Annotated in this window: 13 protein-coding genes; 10 read left to right on the top strand and 3 right to left on the bottom strand. The window is 32.0% G+C overall.

The window, feature by feature from the left end:
• The first annotated feature begins 28 nt into the window (after window positions 1-28).
• From C7J89_RS10245 to auxB, 7 genes are all read left to right on the top strand, one after another.
• On the top strand, window positions 29-307 hold the full coding sequence (locus tag C7J89_RS10245; protein ID WP_103295896.1) for a UPF0223 family protein: 279 nt from the start codon (window positions 29-31) through the stop codon (window positions 305-307).
• A gap of 134 nt (window positions 308-441) precedes the next feature.
• Complete coding sequence (locus C7J89_RS10240) at window positions 442-981, top strand: helix-turn-helix domain-containing protein (protein ID WP_061854964.1); 540 nt, start codon at window positions 442-444, stop codon at window positions 979-981.
• A gap of 11 nt (window positions 982-992) precedes the next feature.
• Window positions 993-2,087 carry an ABC transporter ATP-binding protein gene (locus C7J89_RS10235; RefSeq protein ID WP_103295895.1) on the top strand — a complete coding sequence of 365 codons (1,095 nt, stop codon included), beginning with the start codon at window positions 993-995 and terminating at the stop codon, window positions 2,085-2,087.
• Complete coding sequence (locus tag C7J89_RS10230; RefSeq protein ID WP_103295894.1) at window positions 2,080-2,883, top strand: ABC transporter permease; 804 nt, start codon at window positions 2,080-2,082, stop codon at window positions 2,881-2,883. Before C7J89_RS10235 ends, C7J89_RS10230 begins: the two co-directional genes overlap by 8 nt.
• Before the next feature lie 5 nt (window positions 2,884-2,888).
• Complete coding sequence (locus C7J89_RS10225; protein ID WP_103295893.1) at window positions 2,889-3,698, top strand: ABC transporter permease; 810 nt, start codon at window positions 2,889-2,891, stop codon at window positions 3,696-3,698.
• Window positions 3,698-4,771 carry an ABC transporter substrate-binding protein gene (locus C7J89_RS10220; protein WP_061854960.1) on the top strand — a complete coding sequence of 358 codons (1,074 nt, stop codon included), beginning with the start codon at window positions 3,698-3,700 and terminating at the stop codon, window positions 4,769-4,771. The genes C7J89_RS10225 and C7J89_RS10220 overlap by 1 nt, the downstream gene beginning before the upstream one ends.
• Before the next feature lie 73 nt (window positions 4,772-4,844).
• Window positions 4,845-6,050, top strand: a complete 1,206-nt coding sequence (gene auxB, locus C7J89_RS10215) for a lipoteichoic acid stability factor AuxB (RefSeq protein WP_103295892.1) — start codon at window positions 4,845-4,847, stop codon at window positions 6,048-6,050.
• A 260-nt stretch (window positions 6,051-6,310) separates the two neighbouring features.
• On the opposite strand, the gene C7J89_RS10210 is transcribed toward auxB, so the two are convergent.
• Window positions 6,311-7,645 carry an Nramp family divalent metal transporter gene (locus tag C7J89_RS10210; protein WP_103295891.1) on the bottom strand — a complete coding sequence of 445 codons (1,335 nt, stop codon included), beginning with the start codon at window positions 7,643-7,645 and terminating at the stop codon, window positions 6,311-6,313.
• Window positions 7,646-7,810: 165 nt separating this feature from the next.
• Between C7J89_RS10210 and C7J89_RS10205 the strand changes: the two genes are divergently transcribed.
• Window positions 7,811-8,296, top strand: a complete 486-nt coding sequence (locus C7J89_RS10205) for a DUF4064 domain-containing protein (protein ID WP_103295890.1) — start codon at window positions 7,811-7,813, stop codon at window positions 8,294-8,296.
• 79 nt (window positions 8,297-8,375) lie between these two features.
• Here the strand turns inward: C7J89_RS10205 and C7J89_RS10200 are convergent, their stop codons facing one another.
• The gene (locus tag C7J89_RS10200; protein ID WP_061854956.1) at window positions 8,376-8,987 is read right to left on the bottom strand and encodes a YktB family protein; all 612 of its coding nucleotides are present in this window, start codon (window positions 8,985-8,987) and stop codon (window positions 8,376-8,378) included.
• 202 nt (window positions 8,988-9,189) lie between these two features.
• On the opposite strand from C7J89_RS10200, the gene C7J89_RS10195 reads away from it, so the two are divergent.
• The gene (locus tag C7J89_RS10195) at window positions 9,190-10,002 is read left to right on the top strand and encodes an inositol monophosphatase family protein (protein ID WP_061854955.1); all 813 of its coding nucleotides are present in this window, start codon (window positions 9,190-9,192) and stop codon (window positions 10,000-10,002) included.
• Window positions 10,003-10,115: 113 nt separating this feature from the next.
• Here C7J89_RS10195 and C7J89_RS10190 read toward each other — a convergent pair whose 3' ends face one another.
• Window positions 10,116-10,307, bottom strand: coding sequence for a DUF5325 family protein (locus tag C7J89_RS10190; protein WP_048794188.1), 192 nt, complete (start codon window positions 10,305-10,307; stop codon window positions 10,116-10,118).
• 97 nt (window positions 10,308-10,404) lie between these two features.
• Here C7J89_RS10190 and typA point away from each other — a divergent pair, with 97 nt between their 5' ends.
• Window positions 10,405-12,252: a translational GTPase TypA gene (typA, locus tag C7J89_RS10185; protein WP_061854953.1), complete on the top strand. Its 1,848-nt coding sequence runs from the start codon at window positions 10,405-10,407 to the stop codon at window positions 12,250-12,252.
• Window positions 12,253-12,290: the final 38 nt, after the last annotated feature.

Genomic DNA, 12,290 nt, shown 5'->3' with positions numbered 1-12,290 from the left:
GCTCCTTTTTTATTAAAGGAGGGTGAAAATGGAATATCATTATCCTATTGATTTAGATTGGACAAACGATGAAATGGTCACTGTCGTTACTTTTTTTAATGCGATTGAAGCTTTTTATGAACAACAAGTAGAAAGAGATTATCTTATCGAGCAATATCGCAAATTCAAAAGTATCGTTCCTGGTAAGGCGGAGGAAAAACAGATCTTTAAAGAATTTGAAAAAGGTAGTGGCTATAATAGTTTTAAAGCAGTAAAATATGCACAAGAAAATCCAGATAAAAAAAATATATCGACAAATCAAAAATAAGTATTGTTATTTGAACTATACTTTGATATTTTTATTAAGCATTAAACAAAAAGTTTGATAAAAGTAAACAAAGTATAGCTCTTTTTTATTTGGTAATTTTTACTGGAATATATACAACTTGATGGGTGAGTACAATGAATATTGGAATAAAACTTAAAAATTTACGTAAGATTAAAAACTTAACACAAGAAGAATTGGCCGAACGCACCGATTTATCTAAAGGTTACATTTCTCAAATTGAAAGCCAACATGCTTCGCCAAGTATGGAAACTTTTTTATCCATTTTAGAAGTGCTAGGAACTTCTCCAAGCGAGTTTTTTAAACAAAAGCAAGAAGAAAAGGTCTTATACCCACAAGAATCACAAGTTGTTTATGACGAATATGATAAAGGTTATATTTTAAATTGGTTAGTTACGCAATCTAATGAATTCGATATGGAACCATTGATGCTGACGTTAAAACCACAAGCAACTTATAAAAATTTTAATCCGTCTAACTCTGACACTTTTATTTTTTGTATGGAAGGTGCAATAACGTTAGAACTCGGAACAAAAGTTTATCAAGCGCAACAGGGAGATGCGTTATATTTTAAAGCAAATGACAAGCATAGATTGTTTAATTGTAGTGAACATACAGCGAAAGCAATCATCGTTGCTACTGCATCATATTTATAGGAGGACAAGAAATGAAGCCGTTATTATCTTTTAAATCTGTCAGTAAAGGTTATAATGATGAACAAATTTTAAATGAAATAGATATAGACATTGAATCAGGCTTTTTTTATACCTTATTAGGGCCTTCAGGTTGCGGAAAAACTACAATTCTAAAATTAATTGCAGGTTTTGAACAACCAGATAGTGGAGATATTATCTATCAAAATAAATCTATGACCAATATTGCTGCCAATAAGCGTAAAGTAAACACAGTATTTCAAGATTACGCTCTATTTCCACATTTGAATGTGTTTGAAAATATCGCATTTGGACTGAAACTCAAAAAAATGAGTAAACCAAAGATTGAAGCTAAAGTAAAAGAAGCTTTGAAATTGGTTAAATTAAGTGGATATGAAAATAAACGTATTGATGATATGAGCGGAGGACAAAAACAACGTGTCGCAATTGCACGTGCGATTGTAAATGAACCTGAAATACTATTATTAGATGAATCGTTGTCTGCTCTAGATTTAAAATTACGTACAGAAATGCAATATGAACTAAGAGAAATCCAATCTCGCTTAGGTATTACATTTATTTTTGTTACACATGATCAAGAAGAGGCATTAGCGTTAAGTGATTATATTTTTGTTATGAAAGATGGCAAAATTCAACAATTCGGAACGCCTATCGATATATATGATGAACCAGTTAATCGATTTGTTGCTGATTTTATTGGTGAATCTAATATTGTCAAAGGCACAATGCAACGTGACTATGTTGTTAATATCTATGGACAAGATTTTGATTGTGTAGATATGGGTATTCCTTCAGGTAAAAATGTTGAAGTTGTTATACGTCCGGAAGATATTTCATTAATAGAAGCCGAGCAAGGTTTGTTTGAAGTGACAGTTGATTCAATGTTATTTAGAGGCGTACATTACGAAATTTGTTGTATAGATAGAAAAGGATACGAATGGGTGATACACACGACTAAAAAAGCCGATATTGGTAGCAAAGTCGGTCTTTATTTTGATCCTGAAGCTATTCATATAATGGTGCCTGGTGAAAGTGAAGAAGAATTCGATAAACGAATCGAAAGTTATGAGGAGCAAGACAATGCGTAAAATATCTAACTTTTTATTCATTCCATATTTATTATGGATGGTGTTGTTTATCATCGTACCAGTAATATTGCTTGTGTATTTTTCTTTTATCGATATTAATGGTCATTTTAGTTTTAGTAATTATAAACAAATACTGTCTATGAAATATTTATCAATGATTTGGGACTCAGTGATTTATGCAATTGCAATCACATTATTGACGTTACTCGTTAGTTATCCAGCCGCGTATTTTATTAAAGCTTCCAAAAATCAAAATTTATGGTTACTGATACTCATTATTCCTACTTGGATAAATTTACTACTGAAGACTTATGCATTTATTGGACTTTTCAGTCATGATGGTATTATAAATCAATTGTTAAATATACTACATTTGCCTAAAGCGCATTTATTATTTACTACGCCAGCATTTCTAATTGTAGCTACTTATATTTATATACCATTTATGATTTTACCTATCTTTAATAGTATGAAAGATATTCCAAATAACTTGTTGCAAGCTGCTAAAGATTTAGGCGCAAGTCCTTTTACAACGTTTCGTAAAGTGATTTTGCCTTTAACGAAGCAAGGAATATTGACAGGTATTCAAGTAACATTTATTCCTGCACTATCTTTATTTATGATAACTAGATTAATTGCTGGTAATAAAGTTATTAATATCGGTACTTCTATTGAAGAACAATTTTTAGTTATTCAAAATTACGGTATGGGGTCAACTATCGCGTTATTCCTAATAGTCTTTATGGCCTTTATATTAGTAATTACGAATTCTAAATCATCGAACGGAAAAGGGTGAATCAAATGAAATGGTATGGCAAACTTTATATAGGAATTTTAGTTGCATTATTATATGCTCCCATCATTTTTCTAATGATTTATTCTTTTAATTCAGCTGGGAATATGATTCATTTCGATGGTTTTACGTTAGAACATTATAAATCATTATTTCAAAATGATAGATTGATGTCGGTTATTTTTAATACGATAGCAGTTGCACTAATTGCTGCTTCCGTATCAACAGTAATTGGGACAATGGGTGCAATAGCACTTTATCACTTAAGAAATAAAAAGATGAAAGTATCGCTGTTAACATTAAATAATGTGTTAATGGTGTCGTCTGATGTAGTGATAGGTGCATCATTTTTAATTATGTTTACAGCGATAGGTCATATCACAGGTTTAGGTCTAGGATTCACGACCGTGCTAGTATCTCATATTGCATTCTGTATACCCATTGTAGTTATTATTGTATTACCAAGACTTTATGAAATGAATGACAACATGCTTCATGCGGCTCGTGATTTAGGCGCTAATGAGTACCAAGTATTAAGTAATATTATGTTACCACAATTATTACCAGGCATTTTAGGCGGCTTCTTCATGGCATTAACATACTCACTAGATGATTTTACAGTTAGTTTCTTCGTAACAGGAAATGGATTTAGTGTATTATCCGTTGAAGTTTATGCTATGGCAAGAAAAGGGATAAGTATGGAAATAAATGCTATTTCGACGTTGTTATTTGTCGTTATTTTAATAGGTGTTGTTGGTTATTATTTTGTTCTACACATGATAAAACGAAAACAACAGAGTAAGCGAGGTGTACAATAATGAAACGCGTATTACAATTAGTTATTGTTGCTATCGTAGTTGGCTTGCTTTGCTTATACATTAGTCATAAGTTCACTGCGAAAGATAAATCAAAGAGTGGCGAAAAGATTAATGTCTATAATTGGGGTGAATATATCGACCCAGCACTTATTAAAAAGTTTGAAAAAGAGACGGGTATCAAAGTAGTATATGAAACTTTTGATTCAAATGAAGCTATGGAAGCAAAAATTCGTAACGGTGGAACAAATTACGACGTTGCCTTTCCAAGTGAATATACCGTTCAAAAAATGAAACGTGAAAATTTATTGTTACCGCTTGATCACCAAAAGATACCGAATATGAAAAATTTAGATAAAAATTATTTGGATATGCCTTTTGATAGAAATAATAAATATTCCGTACCATACTTTTTTGGAACGGTAGGTATCGTTTATAACAAAAAAGCATATCCACATGATGATTTTAGTTCTTGGCAAAGTCTTTACAAGAAAAAGTATGCAAATGATATACTGTTAGTAGATGGCGCACGAGAAATTATGGGTCTGTCGCTCAATAAATTAGGTTATAGTTTGAATGATAATAATCCACAACATCTAAATGAAGCACAACAAGATTTAACACATTTAGAGCCACAAATTAAAGGTGTCGTTGGAGATGAAATAACAATGATGTTAGAGCAACATGAAGCTAATGTAGCTGTTGTATGGAGTGGTGTGGCTGCACCAATTGTTCAAGATAGTAATGAATTTGATTACGTAGTACCTAAAGAGGGATCTAATCTATGGTTTGATAATATGGTTATTCCTAAGACAGCACAAAATAAAAAAGGCGCTTATAAATTTATGAATTTCTTATTAAATGAGCGCAACAACAAACAAAATACTGAATGGGTTGGATATGCAACACCAAATAAAGCAGCTAGAAATAAATTACCGAACGATGTTAAAAATGATAAACGATTCTATCCATCTAAAAAGGAACAACACAAATTAGAAGTTTATCAAGATTTAGGTAAACAAACGTTAAGCGATTATAACGAAAGATTTTTAAACTTCAAAATGTCATTAAAATAGATGACAGTTAGTAGTTATTTTTGCTATAGTTCGATATAATGGGTTGACTAGTAATGTAAGGAGTTGTAAGTACATGTCAGGAGAGCAATTTACGCAAGTTAGACGTCCTGTAAGTCGATTAACAGAAAAAGTACTAGGATGGTTAAGTTGGATTTTCTTACTGCTTTTAACCATTGCTACAATGTTTATCGCACTCGTATCATTTAGTAGTGATACATCAATACAAAAACTTGAGAGTTCATTGAATGCGAATGAATTTGCACAACAAATTTTTGCCAATAACAATTTAAACACAACACAAGCAGTTATTTGGTTACAAAATGGAGTATGGGCGATTATAGTATATTTAATAATCTGTTTATTAATTTCGTTTTTAGCCCTAATTTCAATGAATATTAGAATTTTATCAGGATTCTTATTCTTAATTGCTACCATTGTTACTTTACCTTTAATGGTATTATTTGTTCCATTAATCATTCCTGTATTATTCATCATAGTTGCAATTATGATGTTTGCAAGAAAAGATAAGGTTGAAACAGTACCTGCATATTATGACAATGGATATTATGAAAGAGATGCTCAATCTAGACATGGTTATGATAGAGAACCAGAACAAAATGATTATAAACAACGTAAAAGTAATCAAGAAGCAAGCTATTATCAACCAGCTGATGAGCCAAGTACAATGCGTAGAAATGCTGATGAAAGTACTACAGTTGATCAACAAAGTACACCTTCAGATGAAGAAGAAACTAAAGATTATAATTCATTGCGTAGAGGTGGATATAGTTCTGAGGTAGCAAGACAAGTAAATGGTGATCCTAACGCTGAGGAAGAACCACAAGTTCTTTCAAGACAAGCTAAATACAATTATAAAAATAAAAAACAACAAGAGGATGAAGTTCCTCTAGAAGATGAAAATACTGAAGCGGATTACCAACGTGGACCTTCTCAAGAAGAGTTAGAACGTCAAGAAGCAGAGCGTCAACGACAGCAAGAAGAAGAGGCGAGACGTAAACAAGAAGAAGCTGAAGAAAAAGCACGTCTTAAACAAGAACGCGCCGAAGAAAAATCAAGAATCAAACAAGAGAAAAAAGAACTAAGAAAACGTATGAAAGAAAAACGTAAGCAACAACCAAGTGCTGTAAATCAACGTCGTATGAATTATGAAGAACGTAAGAAAATGACATCTCATGATGACGTAGAGACAGAAAAAGAAGTTACAGACAAAACTTCTGACAACCAAGATACTACAACTACAGACGAAAAAGAAAAATAATATAGAAGTGTTTGAAATAAAATATTTCTGATTATAGACTAAACGTCAATTTCTATTGAAATTGACGTTTTCTTTTTTATGAGTTTTTTAGAGCCACAATACATCATTTATAACTTTAAAAATTAGATAAAATAGCGGTTGAAGATTCTCTGTTTTTGGAAAGCATATACAAAATTTATATATAAATAAAAGAGCTAATCCATTATGGATTAGCTCTCGTATTTTAATATTAGAATTTATGTTTAAAGTAATTATAGAGATTATAATTCTTGGAATGTTTGAACGATTAAGTAAACATTAAGAATACTTAAAATTACAATTAAGCACCAACTAATGATATTTACCCAACGTTTATTTTTAAATATGCCCATTAATTTTTTATCATTCGTCGCCAATTGTAATGGTACTAGAGAGAATGGTAAAGCGATACTTAAAAATACTTGTGAGAATACTAATAATTGTTCTACTTTTTCTGTATTACTTTTGAAAACAATTAAACAAATGATAATTGGTAAAATAGCTATACCACGTGTTATTAATCTACGTGCCCAGTTTGGAATTTTTAAATTAATAAAACCTTCCATGACAATTTGACCAGCCATTGTACCAGTGATTGTTGAGTTTTGACCTGATGCTAATAAGGCTACGGCAAATAACGTACTCATAATTGCACCCATAGTTGCACCTAGTGCTGGCTCAGTTCTAAGTGCGTGGTATAAATCAAAGAAACCACCTAATTGTTCCGTATTAGCGCCATAGAATAATGCTGCACCAAGTACTAATAATAGACAATTGATAACAAATGCAATGATAAGTTGAATGTTTGAGTCTAGCGTTGCGAATTTTACAGCATTTTTCTTCGCTTTGTCGTCATTTCTATCATACATACGAGACTGTACGATAGATGAATGTAAATATAAATTATGTGGCATAATTGTCGCACCAATGATACCTAAAGCGATATATAAAGCACTATTATTAGTAATGATTTCTGTCTGTGGTACGAAACCATTTAACATATGTGTTACAGAAGGTGATGCGATATATACCTCGAATAAGAAAATAATTAATACAGTAAAGATAAGTGTACCGACAATGGCTTCAATTTTTCTAAAACCAAAATGCATAATAAATAGTAATAAAAATACATCTAATACTGTAATAATTGAACCTACAAGTAATGGAATATCAAAGAGTAGGTATAATGCGATTGCACTACCAATTACCTCTGCAATATCAGTCGCAATAATTGCCAATTCAGTAATAATCCAAAATACATAGGTAAACGGTTTATTTAAATAATGTTTAGTTGCTTGTGCCAAATCCATGTTGGTAGCAATGCCTAAACGTACCGCCATACTTTGTAATAACATAGCGGCTAAACTTGATAGTAAAATGACGAACAATAGCATATATCCAAATTGTGCGCCGCCTTGCATTGATGTAATCCAATTACCTGGATCCATATAACCGACTGCAATCAGCAAGCCGGGGCCTAAAAATGATAATAATTTACGGCTAAACTTACCGTCAGTATTAATGGATACTGTATTATTAATTTCACTTAGGCTTTTTTCATTATCTCTCTCTGTCATAATTTCACCACTTACTAATTTTTGTAATAAATCAAGGATATTAAAAAATAATTGTTAGGTCAACCTAAAAATTATAATTTGTAGTTATTTTAAGTAGTTATATAAGTCTTTTGGTGATATAGTAATTTTGATAAAATAATAATTGTGAATAAAAGGAGGTAAGTTATGAATAGAAAGACCGAAAAAATATTGGCGTGGATTGGTAATGGTTTAAGTATTTTATATTTATTAATCGTGTTATTAGGTGTGCTACTATTAAACACAAATACTAAAGAATTTAAAAAGGTGTTTAATGAAATGTCTCAAGCACAAGGACAAACTTTCTCGCCAGATTTATTATTTATGAGCTATTTGATTCAAACGATCATTTTAGCAGTAGTAATTATTCTAGCTATAATTGCAACGCTAATAATGAAAAATAATCGCGTTTTGGCAGGTGTACTATTTATCATTGCAGCAGTCGTTAGTCTTTTTGTTACTAATTTAGTAGCGATGGTGTTATGGATAATTGTTGCGGTTAAGTTATTTATTAAAAAAGATAATAACAATAATATTAAACAAGGTAAGACCAATGGTACTAACCACAATCAACAGCAATGGAATCCAGAACAAGATTTAAATAAGAAAAAAGACGATCCATATATTTATTAAGTTAAATTCTATCTATTAAAAAAGCAGCCTGTATTTATTACAGCGCTGCTTTTAATGTTATTTAAGATGAAATATAATATTAAGCATAAAATTTAAGTAATTGAGTGAATGTATCTTCTAGGAATGAGATAAAGGCTTTGTCGCTTTTTAAATCATCTGCGCCAGGTTGTAATGTTCTTGCAACGAAAAATTCGCCTTTTTTAACATTTTTAACGCGATCAATGGCTTTTTGTAAACTTGAATCATCCATATCTTTAATTAGTGTTTTTTCTTGACTCATATGGTCTAAACTTACACTGTAATCGGCGGGAAGATTTTTAAGTTGATTGAATTGATCTTCAAATACTTTTACTTGTTGTGCTTTATCTTTTGCTTCATGCATGACGCCGTACATTACAAATAATTGTTCTTCAAATAATCCAATTTGGAAATGTGGTTGCATTTTATAACCACGTTTATTCGTCGCAAAAGCTACCCAAGTGTCTTTAGGTGGGTTTACACTTCTTCTCGCATGTTTTGCAACGTGTGGATAGAACACTTCTCCAGTTTGAGTTTCTAGATATTGGGCGAAATATTCACCTAAATTGTTTAATTGAGGACGCACATGTTCTTCGAGTGCTGCCATTCTGTCGTCTAATCCTGGTACTGTAAATGCTTTGAAATCTTTGGGTTTAAATATATATTTAGTCATATTAACCTCCAACATAATTATAACTATAGTTGTTGATATTGTAGCATATTCATTGTTTAGAAACATTGCCTTAGCTTTATACGTAACGCAATTTTTTATTTTAAATAAAGAAGAAAAAATTTTATTTTACTTTTTCTATGCATATGACATTTTTTATAGAAGCATTTAATGTATAATACAATTTAAGCTAGGAGATGATTTAATGACTGTATATGAGTTTGCAAAAGGTCTTATATTAGAAGCGGGTAATAATGTTACCAAAATTATGCAACAAGAAATTGAAATTGAAACTAAATCCAATCCAAACGATTTAGTCACGAATGTAGATAAAGCAACAGAAAAATTTCTGTTCGATAATATAAAAAAAACTTATCCTAATCATGCCGTTATCGGAGAAGAAGGGCATGGGCATGATCTATCGGAAACAAGTGGTGTTGTATGGGTCGTGGATCCGATTGATGGCACATTAAATTTTGTGCATCAGCAAGAAAACTTTGCAATTTCTATTGGTATTTTTAAAGATGGTGAACCTTATGCTGGGTTTGTATACGATGTTATTAATAACGTGTTATATCATTGTAAAGCAGGCGAGGGTGCATATGAAAATGAGCGCTTATTACCAACTTTAATAGAAGATATTTTAGAGAAGAGTATTATAGGTATTAATCCAAACTGGTTAACTAAACCTAAATTAGGGCCTATGTTACAGCCGATTGTAGAAGACTCAAGAAGCGCAAGAGCTTATGGTTCTGCGGCGTTAGAAATTGTTTATGTTGCAACGGGTAAATTAGGTGCCTATATTACGCCTAGATTGCAACCGTGGGATTTCGCAGGTGGAATGATAATTTTAAATGAAGTTAATGGAAGAGCTACGAATATGTTAGGCGAACCATTGTCTATTTTACATCCGAATTCGGTCGTTGTAGCTAATTCAAGTTTGCATGAAAATTTAATTCATAATTATTTTGATAATTATAAAGATACATTGATTGCACTTCATGAACGATTCAAATAATAAATGTGTTTATAAAATAAAAAAACTAATCCATGTAAACTACATGGATTAGTTTTTTAAAAAGCAATAATTTAGTGAATTGACCTTGTTAGACAAGTAGTCACTATAAATTATTATAGCCAGCCGTTTTCACGATATTTCTTTTTTAAAGTGAAACCAACGCCAAATGTTGCAATGAACAATATAAGTGTTAAAATCATCAATGGAACATTTGTAGCTGCTAAGCTAAAACTAAATAATAATAAGAATATGATGGCTACTACTGCGAGTACCCAAAATATAGCTTTTGATTTTTTTTGTTGCATCCCTACCACACCTTTTTGTTTTCTTTAATCAATTATATGATATAATAATTAAGTTGCAATTAAAAGTGGGAATTTAATCGAGAAAGGAAATTATTGAATGACTAATTTAAGAGAAGATGTTCGAAATATAGCAATCATCGCTCACGTTGACCATGGTAAAACGACTTTAGTAGATGAATTATTAAAGCAATCAGGCATGTTCCGTGAAAATGAACATGTAGATGAAAGAGCGATGGATTCAAACGATTTAGAAAGAGAACGTGGTATTACAATTTTAGCAAAAAATACTGCAGTTGATTACAAAGGCACAAGAATTAATATTTTAGATACACCAGGGCACGCTGACTTTGGTGGTGAAGTAGAACGTATTATGAAAATGGTAGATGGTGTTGTACTTGTAGTAGACGCTTACGAAGGTACTATGCCACAAACACGTTTCGTATTGAAAAAAGCATTAGAGCAAAATTTAAAACCAGTAGTAGTTGTAAATAAAATTGATAAACCTTCTGCTAGACCAGAAGGCGTTGTAGACGAAGTATTAGACTTATTTATCGAATTAGAAGCTACAGATGAACAATTAGAATTTCCTGTTGTATATGCTTCTGCTGTTAACGGTACTGCAAGTTTAGAGTCAGATAAACAAGACGAAACAATGCAATCACTATACGAATCTATTATCGATTATATTCCAGCCCCACTAGACAATCATGAAGAGCCATTACAATTCCAAGTAGCATTATTAGACTACAATGACTATGTTGGCCGTATCGGTGTAGGACGTGTGTTCAGAGGAACAATGCGCGTAGGTGACAATGTGTCATTAATTAAATTAGATGGTACAGTGAAAAACTTCCGTGTTACTAAAATCTTTGGTTACTTTGGTTTAAACCGTGTTGAAGTGCAAGAAGCACATGCCGGAGACCTTATTGCCGTATCAGGAATGGAAGACATCAACGTTGGTGAAACAGTGACACCACACGATCACCAAGATGCTTTACCTGTATTACGTATTGACGAGCCTACATTAGAAATGACATTTAAAGTTAACAACTCACCATTCGCTGGTCGTGAAGGTGATTTCGTAACAGCACGTCAAATCCAAGAACGTCTTGATGAACAATTAGAGACAGACGTTTCTTTAAAAGTTACACAAACTGATTCTCCAGATACTTGGATTGTTGCTGGTCGTGGTGAACTACACTTATCAATCCTTATTGAAAATATGAGACGTGAAGGTTATGAATTACAAGTTTCTAAACCACAAGTAATTTTAAAAGATATTGATGGAGTAACATGTGAACCATTCGAAAGAGTACAATGTGAAGTACCACAAGAATATACTGGTGCAGTTATTGAATCATTAGGTCAACGTAAAGGTGAAATGTTAGACATGGTTACTACAGATAATGGCCTAACTCGTATTATCTTTATGGTGCCTGCACGTGGTATGATCGGTTATACTACAGAATTTATGTCTCAAACTCGTGGGTACGGTATTATTAACCATACATTTGAAGAATTTAAACCACGTATCAAAGGTCGTATTGGCGGCAGAAGAAATGGTGCTTTAGTTTCAATGGACCAAGGTCAAGCAAGTTCATACGCGATCATGAGTTTAGAAGATCGTGGTACTAACTTTATGGAACCTGGTACTGAAGTATATGAAGGTATGATTGTTGGTGAACATAACCGTGATAATGACTTAACAGTTAATATTACTAAAGTTAAACATCAAACTAACGTACGTTCTGCTACAAAAGACCAAACAGTTACAATGAAACGTCCAAGAGTATTAACTCTAGAAGAAGCACTACAATTTATCAATGACGATGAATTAGTAGAGGTTACACCAGAAAGCATCAGATTAAGAAAGAAAATTCTTGAAAAATCTGCGCGTGAAAAAGAATCAAAACGTGTTAAACAAATGATGCAAGACGAAGAATAAATAAAAAGCCAATCAATGATTGATTGGCCTTTTTATGC

Source organism: Staphylococcus kloosii (assembly GCF_003019255.1).
GTDB lineage: Bacteria > Bacillota > Bacilli > Staphylococcales > Staphylococcaceae > Staphylococcus > Staphylococcus kloosii.
The sequence above is the reverse complement of the archived record's forward strand: the minus strand, read 5'-3'. Positions and strand labels throughout refer to the sequence as shown.